Source organism: Jeotgalibacillus marinus, from assembly GCF_040801915.1.
Classification (GTDB): domain Bacteria; phylum Bacillota; class Bacilli; order Bacillales; family Jeotgalibacillaceae; genus Jeotgalibacillus; species Jeotgalibacillus marinus.
In genome coordinates, this window is sequence record NZ_JBFMIA010000015.1 from 1 (window position 1) to 23240 (window position 23240).

Below are 23240 nucleotides of genomic sequence, written 5' to 3' on the forward strand. Positions count from 1 at the left end.
AAAAGAAAAGCACCTCCAAATTCTAGACTGTGTCTAAAATTTGGGGTGCAGTTCATACTTGGCGGTCTTTGCTTTGGGATGGTTATACCCTTTTTAACTACAATAGCTGATAGTATTGATTACTTCTTCTGTTTTGCAGTCAATGGAGTGAAATGTTCAACCCTCTGAGTTTTTGCACCCCTGTGCGCTCCAACACCCTTTATCTGATAAATTGATCCATCCTCTTTTCTTACGATCAACCTTCAATATCCCGCTTATTATAACCAACAAAACCCACCACCATGATGCCAACAGCAATGATGGTCAGGTTCGAAGCCTTCATAAAATCCATATCTTCAACAGGCAGTTGTGAAATATGGCCAAATGGTGATAGTTTACTCACCCATTCAGGGAATTGAAATAATTCTCCTAGATAAACAGCTATAAATGAAAAGGTTAAGTATAACCAGGTTAAGCTTGTTAATTTTGGCGCCACGCCGACAAACAACACCGCGATCCCAATCATGATCCACATTGCGGGTAGGTACGCCATTGCTGCTTGATAGAACGTACCAAAAGCGATGCTGTTATCCATTACTACTCCGCCGACAGATGCCAAAGCAATCACAGCAAGGGACAACATCGCAAATCCGCTGACAACAGAGATGACCAAATAACTTCCCATTAGTCGTGTACGCCCTACCGCTCGACCCAATAAATGTTCCGTACGGTTCTTTTTTTCCTCTCCTTTAAGCTTGTTCATCGCCATCACAGCTGGAATGGTACAAAAAATTGAGATCACTAACATTAACACCGTGATAAATTGTTCTGTCAGCGAAAACCCTTCTATCGGTGTTATCATCTCTTGTAAGATTTCTATATCTTTAAAATAAGACTCTAAATCACCTAAAACAGACCCATAAGACGCCCCTAAAATGGTCATTCCAACAGCCCAAGCAATTAATCCTGTACGCTGAAGTCTTAATGCCAGACCGAGTGGACTTTGTAAAAAGGGTGACGCATGTTTTCTCCCAGGCTTTGATGGTAAAAATCCAGATTCCACATCCCGGATGGCATTCAAATAAAAGGCAACGATAAGGATAACAAGTGCCACACCTACCGTAAGTAAAATAGGCCACCAAACGTTATTGACATAAGCTTCCGAACGTGAGATCCACCCAAATGGCGAAAACCAAGAAAGTGTTTCGTTGCTTACATCACCAACGGCACGAATCAAATAAGCGATGCCCATTACAGCAAATGATAACCCCATAGCGCCACGGGAATTTTCGGAAAGCTGTGCAAATAATGCTGTGATCGCTGCGAAAAAAATTCCTGTAGCTCCTAAAGCCGCTCCATATATTAGTGAACCCTCTAAATCCATGCTTTCAATCCCTAAAGCATACAAGCCAAAACCGATCAGTAACGCTAACAACACATTCGTGCCAAACAAAACGACAATAGTTGAATTTAAATTAGATAAACGTCCAACCGGAAACGAGCGAATCATTTCGATACGGCCATCCTCTTCATCTGCTCGTGTATGACGCACAACAAGTAAAATACTCATAAGACCAACCACTATCGCAGTCATGAGTAACATTTGATGCGCCATCATCGCCCCATTTGTATAGTTGTCTAAGCCATAACCTTTGCCAACCATTGCGGTCATTGCAGGGTTAATCATTGTTTCAGCAATCGCCTGTCTTTCTTGATCTGTCGAGTATAAACTAGCAAAGGATAGAGCGTTTATAATGGTTAGAGCAAATATAGAAAGTAACCAAACAGGAAGGCGAATACGGTCTCGGCGTAGGATAAAACGGATGAGTCGCCCCGTTTTATAAAATAACTTTGTCGACATTATGACTCGCCTCCCACTCCAGTATTCGAAGTTTGTCTCGTCCCTTCATAATGACTCATAAATAAATCTTCTAATGTTGGTGGTGCACTCTCTAACCTCACAATCTCAAATTGACTGACGTGCGCGATCACATTGTTCAATTCTTCTGTATCTACCTGGAATGAAAGTGCTTGTTCTTTCTTTTCGATCGCATGAACACCTGTTAATTCGCTTAAAGAAGGAATAGGCTGTTTCGTCTCAACAAGCAAATTCGTTCGTGTTAAGTGACGTAATTCACTTAACGAACCCGTTTCAATCATTTGACCTTGCCTTATGATGCCGACTTTATCACACAATTTTTCTACTTCAGATAAAATGTGGCTAGAGAGCAAGATACTTTTTCCTTCTTTTTTCGCATCCATTACACATTCCTGGAAGACTTGTTCCATCAACGGATCAAGACCTGACGTCGGTTCATCTAAAATATATAGATCGGCATCTGAGGAAAAAGCTGCAACTAACGCCACCTTTTGTCTGTTCCCTTTTGAATACGTTCTACACTTTTTGGTAGGATCTAAATTGAATTTTTTGATCAGTTCTTCACGTCGACTTTTATTGTTTGTCCCTCGCAATTTCACAAATAGATCAATGACTTCTCCACCTGTTAAGTTCGGCCATAAATTCACATCTCCTGGCACATAGGCCACACGTTTGTGAATGTCAACCGCATCTTTCCAAGCATCCTTGCCAAAGATCGTCACTTCCCCCTCAGATGCTTTTAAAATACCAAGCAACACACGGATTGCAGTAGATTTTCCAGCTCCATTCGGACCAATGAACCCATACACTTCCCCTTTATTCACTTCAATGTTCAGACCATCCAATGCAGTAAACTTCCCAAATCTTTTCGTTACGTTGTGCATTTTTACTAGGCTCATTGTGTATCCCCCTCTTGTTTGTAGAAGCTGGTTTTAAATATGTTTAGATATTCGTCGAATTCTTCCAAAACTGGATCCATATCAATCGAAGTCACTTTCTGTCCTTTGAACTTGTTTATTAGCTCATTCTGATACCCTTCAATAGACCAACGAATAAGCTGAAAAGCCTTATCTACATCTATATCTTCACGGAATAACGAATGATCTATATCAGCATAGAGTATCGAAAAACCTAAACGTTGCATTTCTTCAAATCTCGTTTCTAAATCGGCTGATAATTCCAATTTATCCGTTAGAAAAAGCGCACCTAAAAAATTATTCACATGTGGATTGTCTGCGTAAAACGCTATTTTGACTTGAACGCTCTTCTTTAATCTTTCGATGAAATCAGGTTCTTTCATATCAATGAGACTGAAATATTCATTTGTCATCATGTCAACTGCATAATTGATTAAATAGTAATACAGTTCTTCTTTATTTTTGAAATAGTAAAAAAGCATTCCCTTACCTATTCCAGCCTCTTTTACGATCCGATTCGTGGAAGCTTTATCATATCCGTTCTCTGAAAATTCTTTAAGTGCCGCATTTAGAATTCGCTTTTGTTTGTCAGCATCGAGGTTGTTAAATGACTTCGTAATAACCACCCTCTCCTTGTATTAGTCTATTCACATCCATTTACTTTAGACCACATCGGTCGACTAAAATATACCACCAATAGACCACTCTGGTCAACCAAAAATTACAATTAATCTCACAAAAAAACTTGAATCAACTCCTGATGGTTAGTCAGGTGTCGATCCAAGTCGCAAAATTAGTCCGTATTCTTTGTTCACTTTGTTTCGATCGCTAAAGAAGGTCCGAAAAATTCGTAATTAATTCGTTCGGTTGGGATGCCGATTTTGACAAGTGATTGAATGACACTTTCCATAAATGCAACCGGTCCACAAACGTAACAAACACTGTTTTGATCTATCATTTTTTCTAACTTATCCGCATTAAGGTAACCAGTAAGCTCACTGTTAGCATCGTCTTGTTCATATACTACATAGCTTTTTCCATTTTCAAGCTTGGACATGTTTTCTGTTACTTCTTCAGCAAATGCATGCACCTCTTTATTGCGCGCCGCATGAATAAACGTGACAGGACGGGCAGCATTTTTATCGGCAATGGATGCCAGCATACTGTACATCGGGGTCACGCCAACACCACCGCTAATGAGTGCGATCGGCGTTGGTTCATTGACATCGCAATAAAAATCGCCAGCTGGTGCACTAACTTCAAGCGAATCGCCAACGTCTATCTTATCGTGAAGATACGTGGAAACTTGTCCTTTTGGATCATGCTCAGCTTCACGTTTCACTGAAATTCTGTACCATTCAGGTGTGTACGCTGAAGATAAGCTATACTGTCTGTTCAACGTATACTCTTGACCAGGAATTTGCACGCGAATGGAAATGTATTGACCTGGAAGATACGAAGAAACGATTGATTGATCTTTTGGTTGTAAATAGAATGATGTAATCAATGCGCTTTCTTCCACTTTTTTGATGATGGTGAATTCCTTGAAATCTTCCCAGCCGCCTTCTTTCGTTTCGGCCTCATTGTACATATCGTTTTCTACACTAATGAACACATTCGCGATGACACCATACGCTTCTCCCCACGCTTGCAGAATCTCATCTGTCGCATCTTCTTTTAAAACATCTTTAATCGCTTTTAGTAAAAACTCACCAACAATTGGATAGTGTTCAGCCTTAACACCTAAACTGCGGTGCTTATGCGCAATGTTTTTCACAGCAGGCAACAGCGCTTCTAGCTTATCGATGTTTTGTGCAGCCGCATAGACCGTATTCGCTAAAGCCGTTTGCTGGCGACCTTGTTGCTGATTCGCATGATTAAATATATTTAACAATTCAGGATGTGCGTCAAACAACATTTTATAAAATCTTGTTGTAATTTCCGTTCCGGTTACTTCTAATACAGGTGCTGTGGACTTGACAATATCAATCGTTTTTTGAGAAAGCATGTATCCCACTCCTTTTATAGAATAAACATATATTTTAAATACACCTTTACTATACTCCTCTATTTATAAAAAGCAATATATTAAATACATCTTTAGAAAAGTCGTCACATTTAGAATTTAGACAGCACGTTGAAAGAAGCGTATACTAAAATCACGCTCCACTACCCAATGAAGCGTGCGACGTACAACTAAATGAAAGACCAACTGAAAATTGATTCCATGTTGATAAAGGTGAGTGAAAAATGAAACTAACATTATATACAGACTATTCCTTGCGTGTCCTCATCTACCTAGCCTCTAAAAAAGACCATGACCTTGCGAACATACAAGAAATTGCTGATGCCTATCACATTTCCAAAAATCATCTAATGAAAATAACCTACGAGCTTGGGAAAATGGGAATTATAGAAACCGTTCGAGGAAGAAATGGTGGAATCAGACTCGCAAAACAGCCTACAGACATTAATATTGGAGCCCTCGTCCGCCAAACGGAAGAAGATTTTCATCTTGTCGAGTGTTTTGATACGGAACACAATCGCTGCGTCATCACCCCCGTTTGTGGATTAAAACACGTCCTAAACAAAGCACTGCAAGCTTATTTTCAAGTATTAGACGACTATACGCTAGATGATCTAGTGAAAAACCCCTTCGACCTTCAAGCGCTATTCGGTCAATCGGCAAACGAGTAAGATCTTCGAAAAAGAAAAGCTGAAACGACGATCCGTTTCAGCTTTTTTTTGGTGGGGTGTACTTCTACCATTTAGTTAGCATCTTTCCAGAGAATCTTTGAAAGATGTCTATCCACTTTATAAGGTAGGACATTTGGCATGAAGTGAGGATAAGTACGGAGCAGACTTCGATAACGATGCCGTATCCGCGGATATTCACTGCCCAGACTTCGATAAACACTCTACATCCGCGGATTAAAAAAGATGAACCTGAGTCAACCAAAGTCATCTTTACCAGTCTAGTCCCTTTTATTACTTTAAGATGTTAAGGCGTGCTTTTTCTAATACAAACCTTAACAACATCTTTTTCAACAAATTTAAACGCTACTTGTTCATTCGTTACAGGATGGGTTCCAACGTTCTGCGTATGAGCAGAAACTTCACATAATACAGTTAAACCTGTAAAAGGATCATTCTCATTCGTATCTTCGCGATCGATCATACATTGGAAAGGGAGATCGTTAGTAATTGTATTTTTTTCTTTCACTCCGTTATCTAAAACTGCAGTATAAATGATCGTCTTACGAAGAAAACCATTAATGACCACTTTTTCAGGATATACTTTTTCTATTTCAGCGAAGACTGTACTACTCTGAGAAATAGGGGCATCATTTAGTGCAGGTTGTACCAACTGAGTATTTCTCTCGACAACAACCTGACAACACGTTTGTGGAATGTTTTCTATAATAGGAGAAGAGACAACCTTCATCGGTCTCATCATATCATTATCTTCATGGTCTATAATATGGCAGTGCCATACATAGCCAGGACCAACAGTAGGGTCAAATGAAAATTGATTTACTCCCGGCTTAGAATCTCCTGATTTAACATTTTGTGGTGCAAAACGCAGTCTCATTCTAGTGACTTCATTGGGGTTCGCTCGAATCGTATCCTTCCACCCCTGCTCATTCAAATCTGGCTCCATAGGCTCACCTATAAGATACGGTTCAACAGGTAAGGATATCGTTGGATGCTGGAGAGGCGGTTCGCCATTTAGACGTAACCAATCCGCTAAATATCTGTCAGATTCAAAGAGCTGACGACTGACTATTTGAAACTGAATCAAGTGCACGTGGATAGGATGGGTAGCGTTCGACACGTTCGCGAACACCCAATCCATTGTTGATCCAACTATGGGTAGTTCTGAGATGGGAGCTTCCCATTTTTGACCGTCCAATAATAATTCAAGAGGACCGTTTCCTTCCTTCCTCACCACATTTAGAGTGAGGATTTTTTGGGGAGTATCCGGAATCAGTGTCGGTATTTGATTTAGTATTGGTGGAAGAGTCACTGGTGGCACTGGGGGTGTGTCACGCACAGTGAACTGCATCACTTGCCCAGTCGTCTCTGGATCTGGTGGATCACCACCAGGGAAAGGAGCAACCGCATCATTAGTAAAAATAATTTTAGTTCCGGGTTCTACCTTTGAAAAATCAATTAAAACGTCAGCACGCTCTGCTGGTGAAAGTAAAAGTTCAGTCAGTGTCACTGGACCACGTAAAAACCCTCCATCAGAACCAACCTGCATAAATGACTGACCATTTGATAGTTTTAGGTTATAGAATCGAGAGTTCGATCCATTAAGAATCCTAAAGCGGTACTGCCTTCGTTCAACATCGAGGTTTGGCCAAACCTTGCCATTCACCATAATGGCATTGCCTATAAAATCTTGAACCCAATACGGATGAACTTCAGGATTAACACCAATGTTAGGGAACAATAATGAACCATCTTCATTAAATGAACGATCCTGAATAATGATCGGAATTTCAAACGATCCACTTGGAAGAAAAGGTTCTATTTCACTATTGGGGTCTCTCAACAAGTAGAATCCAGCAAGGCCTGCAAAAATATTCAGTCGCGTAATACCAAGTGTATGATCATGGTACCATAGAGTAGTCGCTTCCTGTTGGTTTGGATACGTGAAGCGAGATCCAGTGAAGGCAATGCCTGTTTCTTCCTCTCCAGCTGTATACCACCCCTCAGGATTTCCATCTGAATCAGATCTAACTTCTCCACCATGCAAGTGAGTAACGAAAGGGACTGGAATCTGTGCTAGTGCGTATCCCGGTGGAAACGGTAAATATGGTGGCGTTACTGGAGGCATATTATTAGGGTTTGCCCAGTGTAGAGTGGGATCCACCGGCAGAAAATGAGGTTCCGTAATGTTATTTACCCATTGAACATTTACTGGGATTCCTTTCACCGCTTCAAAAGTAGGTCCTGGAGTACTATGAAAACAAGAGCCATCTTCTATAATACCCTCGTAGCCCCATACAAGTGTATTAGGAAACGGACGAGGAAGAAGTTGTTGTTTGAATGCGGTCGCAGAAACGGTATAGTTATGACTTCGTTCTTTACCTGTAGCTGGATCCTTTACAACGGTAGGTTTATATACAGGTGGAACCACTAATTGATTAACATACTTAGGAATCAAATGAGGATCCAATGGTTTTGTCATTCTTTACCCTCCCTTGATGGGTTTGTAAATAATTATTGGAAAGAAGAACAACTCACCTTCTCGCTCTTAAGATATGTATCCTTGGTCTCAACATGACAGACATATACAAATGTTAAGACTAAAAAATTTAACCTCCACATATTGCGGAAAGAATAAAGGTGAAAAAAGGCCGACTTAAAATGCCTGAAGAAATTTTCCACGCAAGCACTCAATGTGCAGTTGTGACATGTATTATCAGCGGGCAAAAAAAAGATGCCCCCGAGTCAAGCTAGGGTCATCTTTATCAGTCTAATCCCTTTTATTACATTCCAGTCTTTAAGGGACTAAGGTGTGCTTTTTCTAATACAAACCTTAACGATGTCTTTTTCAACAAATTTAAAAGCCACTTGTTCATTCGTTACAGGATGTGTTCCAAAGTTCTGCGTATGAGCAGCAACTTCACATAATACAGTTGAACCTGTAATCATGAAAGAGTCATTCTCATTAGCATCTTCTCGATCATTAATACATTGGAATGGAAGGTCGTCAGTAACTGTATTTTTTTCTTTAACTCCGCTATCTAAGACTGCAGTATAGGTGATCGTCTTACGAAGGAAACCACTAATGACAACTTTTTCAGGACATACTTTTTCTATTTTAGCAAAGATTGTCTTACTCTGAGAAATAGGTGCATCTTTTAATGCAGGTGGTACCAACTGAGTATTTCCCTCAACAACAACCTGACAACACGTTTGTGGATTGTTTTCAATAATAGTACTTGATACAACCTTCATTGGTCTCATCATATCATTATCTTCATGGTCTAAAATATGGCAGTGCCATACATAGCCAGGACCAACAGTAGGATCAAATGAAAATTGATTTACTCCAGGCTTGGAATCTCCTGATTCAACATTTTGTGGTGTAAAACGAAGTCTCATTCTGGTAACTTCATTTGGGTTCGCTCGAATCGTATCCTTCCACCCCTGCTCATTCAAATCTGGCTCCATAGGCTTACCTATAAGATAGGGTTCTACAGGTAAGGGTATCGTTGGATGCTGGAGAGGCGGCTCGCCATTTAGAAGTAGCCAATCGGCTAAATATCTGTCAGATTCAAAGAGCTGACGACTGACTATCTGAAACTGAATCAAGTGAATGTGGATGGGATGAGTGGCTCTCGACACGTTCGCGAACACCCAATCCACTGTTGATCCGACTGTGGGTAGTTCTGAGATTGGAGCTTCCCACCTTTGACCGTCCAATAATAATTCACGAGCTCCGTTTCTTCCAAGCACCGCATTTAGAGTTAAGATTTTTTGGGGAGTATCCGGAATCAATATCGGTATTTTATTTAGTATTGGTGGAAGAGTCACTGGTGGCACGGAGGCTGTGTCAAGCACAGTGAACTGCATCACTTGCCCAGTATTGTCGTCTGGTGGATCGCCAGCAGGGAAAGGGGCAGCCGCATCATTAGTAAAAATAATTTTAGTTCCGGGTTCTACCTTTGAAAAATCAATTAAAACGTCAGCACGCTCTGCTGGTCCAAGTAGAAGTTCAGTCATTGTCAATGGACAACGTAAAAACCCTCCATCAGAACCAATCTGAATAAATGACTGACCATTTGATAGTTTTAGGTTATAGAATCGGGAGTTCGATCCATTAAGGATCCTAAAACGGTACTGCCTTCGTTCAACATCGACGTTTGGCCAAACCTTGCCATTAACCATAATGGCATTGCCTAAAAAATCTGGAATCCAATAAGGATGAATATTAGGATTATTACCCTCGTTAGGGAACAATAATGAACCATCTTCATTAAATGAACGATCCTGAATAACGATTGGAATTTCAAATGGTCCACTTGGAAGAAGAGGTTCGATTTCACTATTAGGATCCCTCAACAAGTAGAATCCAGCAAGTCCCGCAACAACATTCAGTCGTGTAATACCAAGCGTATGATCATGGTACCATAGGGTAGTCGGTTCCTGTTGGTTTGGATACGTGAAGCGAGATTTAGTGAAGGCAAGGCCTGTTTTTTCCTCTCCAGCTGTAAACCACGCTTCAGGATTTCCATCTGAATCAGATCTAGTTTCTCCCCCATGCAAGTGAGTACTAATAGGAACTGGACTCTGTGCTAGTGGGTATCCCGGTGGAAACGGTTGAAATGGTGGCTCTGGTGTGGGCATGTTATTAGGATTTGCCCAGTGTAAAGTAGGATCCACTGGAAGAAAACTAGGACCCGTAATGTTATTTACCCACTGAACATTTACAGGGATTCCTTTAACAGCATCAAAAGTAGGTCCTGGAGTACTACTAAAACAAGTGCCGTCTTCTATAATACCCTCGTAGCCCCACACAGGTGTTTTAGGAAACCTACGAGGAAGAAGTTGCTGTTTGAGTTCAGTTGCAGAAACGGTATAGTTATGACTTATTTCTTCACCTGTAGTTGGATCCTTTACAACGGTAGGTTTAAATACAGGCGGAACCACTAATTCATTAACATACTTCGGGATCAAATTAGGATCCAATGGTTTTGTCATTCTTTATCCTCCCTTTGAAAAAATTCATCTTCCAATTTTAATGGTATGTATCCTCAGTCTCAACATGACAAAAACTATACAAATGTTTCCACTGAAAAACAGTCCGACTTAAATGGCTGAAAAAATTCTCCACGCAAGCATAATTAAAATGTAAAATGGAGGCTGGAGGAAGGGTTGTCAATATAAAAAGACTAAGCATATAAGGAACTCCCTATATTTTTTTTTGAATTTCAAGTTTGTAATTCCTATCTTAGTAAAAAGGAAAATTGATTCTTATATATTAGAATTAGCAATAGCGAATGGAGGAAATAAATGATGGGTTTGCCAAATTGCCCAAAATGTAATTCAGAATATACTTACGAAGATGGAAATGTTTTTGTTTGCCCAGAATGTGCTCATGAGTGGACTTTAGAATCTGAAACTGAAAGTAGTGAAGATAAAAAAGTGATCAGAGATGCAAATGGAAATGTCTTAAACGACGGTGATTCAGTAACAGTCATCAAAGACCTTAAAGTAAAAGGAAGTTCATCCGTCTTAAAAATAGGTACAAAAGTAAAAAGCATACGTCTGGTTGATGGTGATCATGATATTGATTGCAAAATTGATGGTTTTGGACCGATGAAATTAAAATCTGAATTTGTTAAAAAAGCATAAATGCAGTTTTAATGAAACATTTATAGATAATCGTATGAAAGCGAATGATTGAAAAGGAACGACGTTCATTAAGGTTGTTTTGTTACTTAATGAACGTCTTTTTTTAAATGACATGATGTGATGTAATCATTAAAAGAACACTTCAAGCTATGTGTTGAGTAGTTCAGTGCACCTTTCCATTCCCGCCCAAGACCACTTACGCTTGTGGAACAGTTTTTCTAGCTGCGATAATCACATTTATCATCAAAAAAATAGTAGCCCCTTGGTTGAAAAAAGGACTACTGTAGTGTGATGCATGTATTTATAGACTGGATGATGATTGTATTACGGCACTACTAAATTATACCACTATTTCTTTCCTCTTGTGGATATTTCCCCCGACAAATACCGACAAGCCCCAATAATCACAAAAAGAATTTATCATCTAAATACAATGGTAAAAGGACCCTTTCAGTTACTTCAAACGTAACTAAAAGAGTGCTTCGCATCAAAACATGCTAATTGCTAATCATATTTGATTAGCCATTTTTACTCCTCAATAACCTTCCCCTCTTCTCCTTCTTTTTCAACCCTTGCTGCTCCTGGATAATGGAGAGCTTGGTCTCGATCTGACTGTACTTTCTTTTCCTTTTTGAGCTTCTTTTCTTGTCGATCTCTAGACATTTTTAACACCTCCATATATAAAATTTCCTTAGAGAATATTTTAATGCTTACTTTCATCAACTCAATTATTACCATGTTTTTTAATAAGCCACTCCTCATACTTTCGAGACGTTTACCCATACTAACCACAAACGGAGACGAGGGCTTTAAATACGGTAATGAAGGAGATCATATGCAAAATAAAGCGAAAGACTTCCCGAGTATGAAGATAAATGGTGACGCAGGAAAAGGTCGTGCTAAGGATAGGTATGCTTCCAAACGAGCAGATGGAACAACGAACACGCATCCTCAAGAGCGCATGGAAGCTTCGAATCAACGAACGACCGATTAAATGTTTAAGCAAGACGGGCAACCCTGTAGAGGGCTGCCCGCTGTTTTATAAATAAGAACGTTCTTCTTCAATTTCTCTGCGCGTATCTTCAACACTTTCTAACCGTTGCGCATTTTTTTCTTTAATTTTTTCTCTGTGAGCCGCACTGTCATCATGTTCCATTGAAATTTCTGCATCATAGACATTTGCAAGTGTATTATTAACCATTGCTTCCATCTTTTTAATTTTTGTTCGATGTTCAGCTTTATTGCAATTAACTTTGTCAGTCATTTCAATTCCTCCGATCAAAAATAGTCCTTACCCGTTTATAGAATTCGGCTCTTTTCCTGTTTTGTCTAACCTTTTCCCTTTATTTGTTTTAGTTAGGTTTCTTGGTTGTGTTCCTAAATGGCTCGGGACATAAGCTTTGCTGTTCTTTTTTGGATTACTCAAGCTGATCACCCCCTAGAATTAATATGCCCGTAAGCAAGTGAGATATTTGTTAGAAAATTTTACTGATTGGATGTACAACATTCAATCACACTACTGTAAAAGGAAAGAGCCGATTGTTTTAAAAACAATCAGCTCTTTCCTTCTCACATGTAATACATAGGTGTTTATCCAACGAACTTACACTTGTGGTTCAAATGTTGTGCAATCTGTTTCTTCAACGTTGGATGCTTTTTTCCCCTTATGACTTGCAACATAAATCGATTTTGCTTTGCATTTGTTACCCTTTTCCCAATAAGAACAGTTATTTACTTCACAAAGAACATCTTGAGCCAAAGTATCCACCTCCTCTCAGTATTATTTGCGATTATAAGCGGATAATACTTATGAGATGGAGTATTTTTTCACTTTAATGTTTAGGTGGATTTTACAATGATGTAAAGAACTATAGATGATTATGTTTCGTTAACGATAAAAAACGAAGGGATCAAATTTAGGAAGGAATTTTAGGCATGTGATTGTGGACTAATTGAAGAACACAGCGTAATCAATATCGCACACTGAGTGCGATATTCTATCGCCTGCTTCCTCAAGTACTGATTGACGTCAACGAGGTTAATGTATTCTGTTATATTTTGTTTTCACTGTATTTATTAACTTTATCACCACTTAGATTTTTTATCTGTACTTAACAAGAAGATCGTTAAATTATCCCTCCTATTATGGAGGAATCATGGTACAACCAGCGGCTCCTCATCGTTAATCTCGCCTGGCATTATTGACCGATGTTAGGCATACGCTAAATGATACAGTTTACTATTTTCAAGCTTAGTATATAATTCCCATCATCCCCCTTCTTCTAAAAACTTTATGAATTCTATCGATCAGTAGCAACTCTTTTGAACGGTCTGGTCCATCATTACATACGTTTTTTTATAGTCCTGTTATACGATCTATTGTAGTGAAAATAGACTTCTGACCCTTTTTCGGTTTGAGCCATGTTATGATTTAATAAAAATAGGAGCGTGAAAAGATGACGACTTTTATTTTTGTACTATTAGGAATTTTAATATTTTGGTTTTCTTTTAGTTTTCTAATGGGGTATAAAAAAGGGAACATCACCCTTGATTTAGATGACCATTACACTGACCCCAAAAAATATGTAGAAGCAGTTAAGCAAGAGTTAGAAAATCAAGGAAGAACAGTTAACTACGAAGGTAATTACCAATTCCTGATAGATGGGAAGGTATACACGATGATTTCAAGTAACGTGCCCATGGGTGCTCCTTTACAACGGACAATTCTTAAACCGAAAAACCGTTGAACAAAGCATTAATGAGAAATGGCGTACAAATCGATAGAACTTCAGACTATGCCAGTGGATGTTAATAGCTTCAATCAGGTTGGTAGCAAACTTTATAAGTGCATGGTTATTATCGAAAAAATAGCGTGAACTTACATAGCGCTTGGACACCGTCAAACATTCTAATCATACTAAGCAATGCATAAAATAAATGAGACCAATAAAAAAAACGTATCTTCGTGATACGTTTTTTTTATAAATTCAAAATGCTGTCTGTCTATATGTACGTGGTGGAATTCAAAAGAAAGGATGTTGGTATGTCTTCCATGTGGCTTTTAGGTTTTGTCTCGACGGCGGTAGGGATTGGGATTGGTGGACTGCTGGCATGGTTGTTAAAAGGATTTCAGAAAAGTATTGATACGATATATGCCTTATGCTCTGGGTTAATTCTTGGGCTAATGAGTTTGGAAATTATCCCAGCGGCTATCCAATTAGGAGATTGGATTATTTTTTTCTTAGGTTTCTTAGCTGGCATCCTTTTATTTGAGCTTTTACATACAGTTTCTCATAAGATTACCCTCATCACTAACAGCCCTGAGAAAGACTTGTTTATCCATACTGGTTTTTTATTAAGCCTTAGTATTGCCGTTCATAACTTTCCCTTAGGTATGATTCTTGGTTCAAGCGATTCCTCTATGAGCACCTCTCTATTACACACGCTTATTCTTCACAACGTCCCAGAAGGCATGATCTTATTTACTCCCTTATTTTTGGCAGGGCTTGGTTTTTATACGTGGTTCTGGTTCTCAGTCCTTGTCGCTGTGCCTGTTGGAATTGGATCATTTGTTGGATCTTTGATTGGCATAAATCATCCTTTTTTGTGGGCCTTCACCATCAGCTTAACCGCTGGCATTATTTTCATGGTGACGATAAAAGAAATTCTTAGAGAATCCACTAAGCATTCTTCACTTATTTATTGCTTAGTCATATCAATGCTTGGCTTTATCTGTATTCTTATTTATTTTGCAATCATCTAAGGATGGCGGTTCCGAACCCCTGAGACGTTAAGAATCAATCACTTTATAACACCTCCTTCATAAAATAACATAGATGCACATGATTAAAGGAGGGAAAGTGGATGACCAGTCCAACGTCAGGCTACGTTACAGATAATCGAAATATTACAGGAAACGGGACCCCAAATTTATTTTTTGATATTAATAATAGTTTGTCATTTGAGAGAAATCCTGAAAATAAACTCTTTTTATTATCTTCCACCCAAACGCCTGCCATGATTGGTGGGTCAGTGGCTAATATGGAACTCTCTAAAGGGTTTATTCGTGAACCACACTGGCACACGAATGCTTGGGAATTAGATTATCTCATTTCAGGATCAGCTACTGTATCGGTATTGGATCCCAAAAACAATCTACAAACGTTCAAGCTCACAAAAAGTGGTGAGACGGTTTTTATTCCAATGGGCTGGTGGCATTGGGTTGCAGCCGACTCAGATAACACACAATTACTGTTATTTTTTAACAATGACCAAATTGAAACGCAAGATGGATCTACTACATTAACAAGAACGCCTTTGGAAGTCTATAACCAAGCGTACAATATTGATCCTCGATTAATGGGAAGGGCTTTGGAGCCAATTGATGGAACAGACGGTGTTATTATTGGACCTCCGAAGAATAACAACAACCCAGACATTTAAACAAACGTTTATTTAGAACGCGTTGTGGAGTTTGAAACTCTTCTCGCGTTCTTTTTTGCGTGGAACGAGCCGAAAATAGAGGTCCTGCGATTCGGGAGACGTATTTAAAAAGGACTGTGATTAGATACAGTCCTTAACTCGTTTCAACTTCAGTTGAAAATACGTTTTCACACTTTTTTTGAGACAAAACGATCAAGACGATTCTACCGTTTTTTGTACCCCCTAAACCCTAACGCTAAACCGAAGAAAGAAAAAAACACCGATTCCTCACCCAAATTCACTACGTTTAGAGGTGGACAACTTCTCGGCGATTAAGTAAAATGTTTAACACTTTTCTCTTTTAAATAAGCAAATCAATAAACTAACTATAGCAATAATGGAAATAATAATAATTGGTATAATAGTAAGTAAATAAGTTATTTGAAGCTGTTCACTTTGGCTTGGATTACGTGCGATGCCAAGGATAAGAGCATTTGAACTAAGGCCAAATCCAATCGCCCGCTCCACCCAAGGCAAGCAACGCACCTAAACAAAGACAACAAAGTTTTTTACATTTTTCCATTTTTTCCACCTCCGACTTTAATCTATGATTGGAGGGCATGTCTATATTCTTGTTTATTCACTCTCCCTCCCCTCTCAAGTTAAAGGCTCATTTTGCTTAAATAAATATTTTTGCTGAATAGGATAAATCGAGAGTCCACCCTCTTATCAGTTTTGTAGCGTATCGAAGCGATCCCATTCGAGAATGTTGGGGTGGGACTGCTTTTTCAATACACTAATAGATAAAGGGGGTACCCTTTCTCAAGGATCCCCCTTATCAAACCGTATATGTCCTATTAAGGATACGGCTTACCAATATGCTGCTTGGACTTGTTAATCAGTACTTAACTATTCTTGTGTCACGTTTATTTGATGGACGAGCGGCGTGGAGTGAACGCCCCCGCGTTCTTTTTTGCGTTGAATGATCCGCTCGCATTCTTCGTGCTCTTTTCTTTCATATACGGTTGTATCAGCACGCCAGTGAAAAAACTTTAACCCTTGAGAAAATAGATGTTCCGGGTTTCGGGATACGTGCTTACCGATTCATCACCCACCTTCACTACGTTTAGAGGTGGGTAACTTCTCGGCGATTAAGTTGAATGTTTAACACTTTTCTTTTTTCATCATGCACATAATTATTATAAATATAGCAATAAAGAATAAAATAATACTTGGCACAACACCAACTAACATAGTATAAAATACAAGATCGGATTCTAAGCTTGGATTACGTGCGTAAGCAATTGTAAGACCACTTGCGCTTTCACCTAATCCAATTGCAACGCCCGCTAATACAATCAACGCACCTAAACAAAGACAACAACGTTTTTTACAACCTTCCATTTTTCCCACCTCCGACTTTAATCTATGATTGAAGGGCATGTCTATATTCTTGTTTATTCACTCCCTCCCTTCTCAAGTTAAAGGCTCATTTTGCTTAAATAAAAATTTTTGCCAAATAGGATAAACCGGGAGTCCACCCTTTCATCTTTTTGTAGCGTATCGTAGCGATACCACTTTGTATGTTAGGGTGGACTTTCTTTCCAATTTACTCAAAAAAACTATGTCAAGTATTTTATTTGTAAAATTTTTTAATAGAAAAAAGGATATTCACATTAGTTCGAAGAATTAGAATAATCGGACGAGGTGATGCGATCGGAAAGATTAGTGATTTGAAGTGAATTAACAAAATCGAACATTATGGGAGGTCTAAAATATTGACGAGTAAAAACAAGAAGGTATTTAAAACGGTTGGTAATTCATTATTAGCAGTAACTTTATTGGTACCAGTAGGCTATACAACTTATGCACAAGAGACGAGTAATGAGAAATATGATCAGCTAATTGAAAGTACTTTTGATCAGAAGCAATCCCTATTACAAAATGAGCAAACCGTACACGTTAAAAATGAAGAGGAGCTTCAGCGTATACGCCCTGAAGGTCCTAAAGATGAGGACAATACCTCGGATCAAAAATTTGAAAATGAAGCAGTAAATGACTATACATTTGCTGATTTAAATAGATTAAGTAATGCTGATTTAGTAGACCTACTAGTGACTATTAATACAAGAGACATTTCAGATTTTTGGTCGTATAGTCGAGATGTCGTTGAATTCTATGGTGACCAACAACGAATTCTCTATTTATTAGATGAAATTAACGATTTAGGTTCACAATATACAGCAAATGATGGTAGAGGTCTTGCCACTTTGATGGAAGTAGTCAATAAAGGGTTCCTCTTTGAATTTGATTATCAAGATCCTAAAATGGCCTATTTAAGTGATCTTTCGTTCAGAGAAAAAGTAACGCCAGCTGTTGTTTCTGTTATAAAGAACAGTCATTTTGGTCTTGGGACGACGGCTCAAGATGCCGTTGTAGAACACGCAGGCTTTTTAACAACGCACGCAACAGTGGATCTTGAACTGTTTGATAACGCACTACCCGTTCTAGAGGAGTTTAATTCTCAAGTAGATACCTATATTACGGAGATTACTAAGACAAATGCGATTTATGGGTTAATTAATGGTCTAGAATATGTCCAATACTATAATTATCGCAATGGCCCATATGATTTTGTAGAAGAAGCACCTTGGTACGGTCAAATAGACGACATTTTTAATGAGGTTGCAGTCATTTTAGAATTCAGCCAATTTGCAGACACAAGACATGAATGGCTCATCGATAATGCCGTTTTTTTCATCACTGAAGAAGGCAAATTTCATAGTGACCTAACCTTTACGTTGGACACATTTAATAAGGCTTTAAATACTTATCCTTATTATGGTGGGGTTTATTTAGGGCTTGCGAGAACCATTGATAGATTAGGTGGAGACATCGATTACGATCAAATCGTTGAAGACTATGAAGATTATTATTATGGCAATGAATATACTTTTGATAACGGTGAGATTGTGATTAAAGCTGGAGACCGAGTAGATCCAGAAGAGATTCAGAGACTTTATTGGGCGGCTAAAGAAGAAAAAGCTCAATTTCATCGCTACTATGGAGTGGACGAACCCATTGAACAAGGGAATGTAGACGACGTCCTTACCGCAATTATTTATAATGATAGAGATGAGTATAATATGAATCAACATCTCAATAATGTAAGTACGAATAATGGTGGGATTTACATCCAGCCTTGGGGAACGCTGTTTACATGGGATAGAGATGTAGCTGCGGGAGATAGTATTTATGAACTAGAAGAATTGTTCCGCCACGAATATTTTCACTATCTTCAAAGTAGATACGCCATACCAGGAATGTGGGGGAGAACACCTTTATATGATAACGATCGGTTAGTTTGGATTGAAGAAGGTGGCGGCGAATTTTTCGCAGGCGCAACGAGAACAGGATTTGATACTCGATCAACCAAGATAAGAGGCATTCATTCCAACCCACAAGATCGTTATACGTTAGATGAGGTGTTACATGGAACGTATGGTTCTTGGTACATTTATGACTATGCATACGCCTTCTATGATTTTATCGTAACAAAGCATGTTGACGTTTTTGATCAAGTTAAAGTGCTATTACGAACTGAAGATGCTGCTGGTTTTGATCAATATATGGATGAATTATCAAGCGACCCTGTGTTAGAAGAAGAATTTCAAGAGCATATGCAAGAATTAGTCGATGATGGCGGACGTGTCGTATTAGTAGAAGATGATTACACGGCTAGCCATTCTGCACGGGATTTTGTAGATATTAAAGAGGGCATTTTGAATGAAATGCGTTTGAGACGTGTTTCAGACACAGAAAACAGTGCGGAGTTCTTTAATACTTATACAGTGGAGGGGACATATGTTGGTGGAAAATCAAACGGCCTTACCGATGACAGAGAAGAAATGAACGATATCGTGAACCAAGCGTTAGCGAATTTAGACTCGACATGGAGCGGGTATAAAACCGTGACCGCTTACTTTGTTAACCACCGTGTAAATGATGATGGTAGGTATGAGTTTGATGTCGTCTTTCACGGCTTACTGACTGACGATAAAGATTCCTAATAGAATCTATAGCTAGTTCTTAACACTTGGCAGTTAGAGGCGAATAATTTTACCCTATATACATTAGGAGTCCACCCTTTCATCTTTTTGTAGCGTTTCGTAACGATTCGAGATGTTGGGGAGGGACTCTTTTTTATATACTAAAAAGTCATTACTTTATATTTTCGATTGATGTACAAAAATGCTCGTAGTAAAAATGAAAAAGCATCGAAGAAATTTCGAAAAAGTGGCATCTGGAATTATATAGCTAACTCGACTAAAGCGTTAACCTATCTACTATTTGCTGACATTAAAAAAGAAAAAATTTTAGGGACTCTCTCTCTAAAGAACGTAATTATGCTTTGCATCGTTAATCGTTTCAAACGTTGTATGGGGTATTTTCTCTCTTAAGATTTCATAAATGGCTTTATTTGAAGCTAAAAATTCCTTACTTATTAAATCTTCTTCTCCAGCCTCCTTCGTTCCGCAGTCTAAATAAAATTTTTCAATCGAGGCCAAATCGGAATCTTGTAGTAGTCTTTCTATTTCCTCCTGGTTACGGTAAAAAGCAGAAGACAAAATGGCTATATTATTGAAAATTTGCGGATAACGGCACGCAGCGTAAGTGGAAATAAGTCCTCCTAATGAAACCCCTGCCATTGCAGTACGATCTTTTAACGTACGGTATTTATTGTCTATAAACGGCTTTAGTTCATTCACGATAAAGTCTATATACTGTATTCCTTTTCCACCTGATGGACTAATTTGCCCTACTATCTTCTTGCTGTATTCACCATTTACCCAAGGGCAATATTCATTTATTCGCTCTTCGCTATTTTGATCTATCCCGACAACGATAACTTCCAGTCCTTTTTCATCTAAGTAATTTTCAAGTTCTAAAGATGTGCCACCTATTGCATCATGATCGCAAAAGACATTTTGTCCATCGTGCATATACAATACGGGGTAACGTTTATTTTCCTTGTTATAATTTTTAGGTAGATATACTCTAATCAGTCTTTCTTGCTTGAACGAAGTTATATACACAGGAAATATTTCTACCTTGGCTATCCCACCTGTCGTTTATTATGAATTTACCATCAGTTCTGTTGTAGCTGGTCACTCCCTTTCCATTATAACCAAACCTAATATTTTGGCGAACCCTATTGCTTGTTCGGAAGATATGATACACCCTTCTAGTTTTTCAATTGATACGGTCAGTTTATCAAATAAGCAAGTACTAAGGTCGACTCCTGATAACTCAATCCCTGCAAGGTTTGCTTGATCTAATTTACAAGAAAAGAAGCTCGTATGTTTAAATCTAGCCTCATAGAAATCTGAACGGTTTAAAGAACTTTCCTTATATAACACATGTTTGCAATTTGTAAACCCAAATGATGCGTAATCAGCATGACAACCCTCAATGGTCACATGTCTCAGTGTCGCTCCTGATAAATTAGTCCCCATTAATTTGCATGCTTTGAATTCAACATGATGAATGATCGCATCACTAAAATCCACGTTTGAAAGATCACAGTTGATAAAGATAACATCAACTAATTCAATATGTTTAAGAGAACACTCTTCAAAGATGACATCTTTAAACCTCACTTTTTCAAAATACAACTTGTCCAAATCAACACCATTAAATGTTTGTCCTTCTATTTCTACTAATTGAATTCTCTCGTCATCTCGTAGAAAACTAGGTGATATGATCTGTTTCTCTAGATACGAAGGGAGATCAGGTGCTTTGATTTTAGGTGTTTGCTTCTTTTTATTCATTGAACCCCTCCCTGTTCCCTCTTTGTTAACTGAATAAGAAGACTAGGATTTTATCTTAGCTAATTCTTTATATATGGTTAGTGTTTCAATAAGAAATTGTTGATCATAGTCTGTCTGCTGATTGATTTTCTCTGCCCATTCCTCTATTGTTCCTAATTGTTGCTCATGAAATAATCCTTCACTCGTGCTTAAAAAACTCTTCCAATTACAAAATTCCCAATGTGCCACTTCATTTTTATAAGGGATTCTACACTCCAAAAGTGGTTTTGGTTTAATTAAGTTTTGAGAGAATTCAGCAGCCTCCATAAAAAAATCTATGTCCAACGGTTCTGTATGATATGTCTGCTTTGACACTTTTCCACTTGACCGATGATAGTACAGTTCCACTCTGTTTCCTTTTGGCTTTACTTGAATCTGTGCAGCAGGAAAAAAACCACGTAGCTTATCATTTGTATAATCTTCGCTATCCAAGTCCAGTAACACTGGATTTAACCACTGGTCTCCTAAATCACACAAAAAGCGCTGCCCATTTTCATCTAATGCCACGATTGACACATGAGCATCTTTTGTTTTTAAATCTTGACCAATAGGATATGCTTCTATCCCATTTTTGGTGAATTCATCAAGCAACCATATTGCAAGATCAAAACAATTACCTGACATACCATATTGACTCCGATGCTCCTTCATTAACGATACATCTCTCTGTCTATTACCATTTGCCCTTTTATAAAACCATGCTTTTGCTAGTGTCTCCATTGGAAAGTCATCAAACTTTCTCCATGTTGAAAGGATCTCTTGTGAAGCGATCATATTCTCACCCTCGTCAAATTAATGTCCTTCCTCTTATCCTATCTGTCTCTCTACTGTCAGTATATAAATTCGTTGTATTGGAAAAAAATCCTTCTTTCACTACCCTGCTCACGTTCATTCTACAAACAGGTAAAATACATACCCCACTGAACTTTAGTTAAAATTTCGTTTTGCTCATCTTCCACGAATGTAGATAGTTTGGGTTTTGTGAAGCATGTTTCCTCTATTGATTATTGCATAAAAAAACAGTCCTCCGTTACCATAATGAGGACTGATTTTAATTAATTGTGTTATAATAATAGTAATGATATTAGAGAGGAGCATTTTTTTGGTTAGATTATCCACTAAAGAAAAGATAGTTAATGCAAGTCTTGAATTATTTTCAGAGAAGGGATATAAAGCAACTACAATAAAAGAGATCGCTGAAAAAGTGAAGGTAAAAGAACTTACCGTTTATCGGCATTTTGGTAAGAAAATAAACATACTTGAACAAATCAACACCATGATTTCTTCTCCTCTTGCACCAATTGCAGATTATCTTAAGAATGAAGTTGTATACGATTTAGAACAAGACTTATTCAACATTATTACTCTCTTCGAAAGAGAGATATATCAAAATAAGTATTTAGTTAAATTCATTCTTCGAGAAGATATGACTAAATTTGTTATTCCAGAACAATATATGAAAGGAGAATTTTTAGTAAATTATTTTAATACTATGATTGAAAAAGAGAAGATGAGACCTTTTGATACTAAGTCATTAACTTTACTATTCATTTCGAATGGCTTAATTCTTTTTTTAATAAAAGACCAATTTCAAAATGAAGGAATTTCATCTTTAATAACAAGTGAAAAATATAAAAAAACAGTAGTAGGGCTCTTTATAGCAGGATTAAAATTAAATGAAAAAGATTCTTAACCAGACAAATCAAAAAACTGGGTAAACTTCGTCACTTGGACTTAATTCTGCCAAGGTTGTACAAATATTTCCCAATTATTCTATTTTCCACCTACTACATTGGCATTCAA

At 38.1% G+C, this 23240-nt stretch carries 22 protein-coding genes; 8 read left to right on the forward strand and 14 right to left on the reverse strand.

Features of this window, described 5'->3' with window-relative positions:
• Positions 1-235 precede the first annotated feature (235 nt).
• The 4 genes from AB1471_RS13230 to hmpA all read right to left on the reverse strand — a co-directional run bounded on the left by AB1471_RS13230 (position 236) and on the right by hmpA (position 4783).
• Positions 236-1840: an ABC transporter permease gene (locus AB1471_RS13230; RefSeq protein WP_367780244.1), complete on the reverse strand. Its 1605-nt coding sequence runs from the start codon at positions 1838-1840 to the stop codon at positions 236-238.
• Complete coding sequence (locus AB1471_RS13235) at positions 1840-2757, reverse strand: ABC transporter ATP-binding protein (RefSeq protein ID WP_367780245.1); 918 nt, start codon at positions 2755-2757, stop codon at positions 1840-1842. Before AB1471_RS13235 ends, AB1471_RS13230 begins: the two co-directional genes overlap by 1 nt.
• The gene (locus tag AB1471_RS13240) at positions 2754-3401 is read right to left on the reverse strand and encodes a TetR/AcrR family transcriptional regulator (RefSeq protein ID WP_367780246.1); all 648 of its coding nucleotides are present in this window, start codon (positions 3399-3401) and stop codon (positions 2754-2756) included. Before AB1471_RS13240 ends, AB1471_RS13235 begins: the two co-directional genes overlap by 4 nt.
• A 185-nt stretch (positions 3402-3586) precedes the next feature.
• The gene (hmpA, locus tag AB1471_RS13245) at positions 3587-4783 is read right to left on the reverse strand and encodes an NO-inducible flavohemoprotein (RefSeq protein WP_367780247.1); all 1197 of its coding nucleotides are present in this window, start codon (positions 4781-4783) and stop codon (positions 3587-3589) included.
• 242 nt (positions 4784-5025) lie between these two features.
• Here hmpA and AB1471_RS13250 point away from each other — a divergent pair, with 242 nt between their 5' ends.
• A complete protein-coding gene (locus tag AB1471_RS13250; RefSeq protein ID WP_367780248.1) occupies positions 5026-5472 on the forward strand; it encodes an RrF2 family transcriptional regulator in 447 nt (148 codons plus the stop codon).
• A gap of 304 nt (positions 5473-5776) precedes the next feature.
• Here AB1471_RS13250 and AB1471_RS13255 read toward each other — a convergent pair whose 3' ends face one another.
• Both AB1471_RS13255 and AB1471_RS13260 read right to left on the reverse strand, forming a co-directional pair.
• A complete protein-coding gene (locus tag AB1471_RS13255) occupies positions 5777-7972 on the reverse strand; it encodes a multicopper oxidase family protein (RefSeq protein WP_367780249.1) in 2196 nt (731 codons plus the stop codon).
• Between the two features lie 323 nt (positions 7973-8295).
• Positions 8296-10491 carry a multicopper oxidase family protein gene (locus tag AB1471_RS13260; RefSeq protein WP_367780250.1) on the reverse strand — a complete coding sequence of 732 codons (2196 nt, stop codon included), beginning with the start codon at positions 10489-10491 and terminating at the stop codon, positions 8296-8298.
• A gap of 312 nt (positions 10492-10803) precedes the next feature.
• Here AB1471_RS13260 and AB1471_RS13265 point away from each other — a divergent pair, with 312 nt between their 5' ends.
• Entirely contained in the window at positions 10804-11145 is a 342-nt protein-coding gene (locus AB1471_RS13265; protein WP_367780251.1) for a zinc ribbon domain-containing protein YjdM, read from the forward strand.
• Between the two features lie 528 nt (positions 11146-11673).
• Here the strand turns inward: AB1471_RS13265 and AB1471_RS13270 are convergent.
• Positions 11674-11808 (reverse strand): YpzI family protein, encoded by a 135-nt coding sequence (locus AB1471_RS13270; protein WP_367780252.1) that lies wholly within the window; start codon positions 11806-11808, stop codon positions 11674-11676.
• Between the two features lie 172 nt (positions 11809-11980).
• Here AB1471_RS13270 and sspK point away from each other — a divergent pair, with 172 nt between their 5' ends.
• Positions 11981-12139 (forward strand): small, acid-soluble spore protein K, encoded by a 159-nt coding sequence (gene sspK, locus AB1471_RS13275; protein ID WP_367780253.1) that lies wholly within the window; start codon positions 11981-11983, stop codon positions 12137-12139.
• A 45-nt stretch (positions 12140-12184) separates the two neighbouring features.
• On the opposite strand, the gene AB1471_RS13280 is transcribed toward sspK, so the two are convergent.
• The 3 genes from AB1471_RS13280 to AB1471_RS13290 all read right to left on the reverse strand — a co-directional run bounded on the left by AB1471_RS13280 (position 12185) and on the right by AB1471_RS13290 (position 12904).
• Positions 12185-12409, reverse strand: coding sequence for a hypothetical protein (locus AB1471_RS13280; protein ID WP_367780254.1), 225 nt, complete (start codon positions 12407-12409; stop codon positions 12185-12187).
• Between the two features lie 27 nt (positions 12410-12436).
• On the reverse strand, positions 12437-12571 hold the full coding sequence (gene sspN, locus AB1471_RS13285; RefSeq protein ID WP_367780255.1) for a small acid-soluble spore protein N: 135 nt from the start codon (positions 12569-12571) through the stop codon (positions 12437-12439).
• A 177-nt stretch (positions 12572-12748) separates the two neighbouring features.
• Positions 12749-12904, reverse strand: coding sequence for a DUF1540 domain-containing protein (locus AB1471_RS13290; RefSeq protein WP_367780256.1), 156 nt, complete (start codon positions 12902-12904; stop codon positions 12749-12751).
• A 697-nt stretch (positions 12905-13601) separates the two neighbouring features.
• Here AB1471_RS13290 and AB1471_RS13295 point away from each other — a divergent pair.
• From AB1471_RS13295 to AB1471_RS13305, 3 genes are all read left to right on the forward strand, one after another.
• The gene (locus AB1471_RS13295; protein ID WP_367780257.1) at positions 13602-13892 is read left to right on the forward strand and encodes a hypothetical protein; all 291 of its coding nucleotides are present in this window, start codon (positions 13602-13604) and stop codon (positions 13890-13892) included.
• 296 nt (positions 13893-14188) lie between these two features.
• Positions 14189-14908 carry a ZIP family metal transporter gene (locus AB1471_RS13300; RefSeq protein ID WP_367780258.1) on the forward strand — a complete coding sequence of 240 codons (720 nt, stop codon included), beginning with the start codon at positions 14189-14191 and terminating at the stop codon, positions 14906-14908.
• Between the two features lie 101 nt (positions 14909-15009).
• The gene (locus tag AB1471_RS13305; protein ID WP_367780259.1) at positions 15010-15588 is read left to right on the forward strand and encodes a cupin domain-containing protein; all 579 of its coding nucleotides are present in this window, start codon (positions 15010-15012) and stop codon (positions 15586-15588) included.
• A 1143-nt stretch (positions 15589-16731) separates the two neighbouring features.
• Here the strand turns inward: AB1471_RS13305 and AB1471_RS13310 are convergent.
• Complete coding sequence (locus AB1471_RS13310) at positions 16732-16971, reverse strand: hypothetical protein (protein ID WP_367780260.1); 240 nt, start codon at positions 16969-16971, stop codon at positions 16732-16734.
• A gap of 374 nt (positions 16972-17345) precedes the next feature.
• On the opposite strand from AB1471_RS13310, the gene AB1471_RS13315 reads away from it, so the two are divergent.
• Positions 17346-19637, forward strand: coding sequence for a collagenase (locus AB1471_RS13315; protein WP_367780261.1), 2292 nt, complete (start codon positions 17346-17348; stop codon positions 19635-19637).
• 321 nt (positions 19638-19958) lie between these two features.
• On the opposite strand, the gene AB1471_RS13320 is transcribed toward AB1471_RS13315, so the two are convergent.
• From AB1471_RS13320 to AB1471_RS13330, 3 genes are all read right to left on the reverse strand, one after another.
• Positions 19959-20663 (reverse strand): alpha/beta hydrolase, encoded by a 705-nt coding sequence (locus AB1471_RS13320; RefSeq protein ID WP_367780262.1) that lies wholly within the window; start codon positions 20661-20663, stop codon positions 19959-19961.
• Positions 20664-20735: 72 nt separating this feature from the next.
• Complete coding sequence (locus AB1471_RS13325) at positions 20736-21398, reverse strand: pentapeptide repeat-containing protein (RefSeq protein WP_367780263.1); 663 nt, start codon at positions 21396-21398, stop codon at positions 20736-20738.
• Between the two features lie 42 nt (positions 21399-21440).
• A complete protein-coding gene (locus AB1471_RS13330) occupies positions 21441-22211 on the reverse strand; it encodes a hypothetical protein (RefSeq protein WP_367780264.1) in 771 nt (256 codons plus the stop codon).
• Positions 22212-22539: 328 nt separating this feature from the next.
• Between AB1471_RS13330 and AB1471_RS13335 the strand changes: the two genes are divergently transcribed.
• Positions 22540-23130: a TetR/AcrR family transcriptional regulator gene (locus tag AB1471_RS13335; RefSeq protein ID WP_367780265.1), complete on the forward strand. Its 591-nt coding sequence runs from the start codon at positions 22540-22542 to the stop codon at positions 23128-23130.
• The last annotated feature ends 110 nt before the right edge of the window (positions 23131-23240 follow it).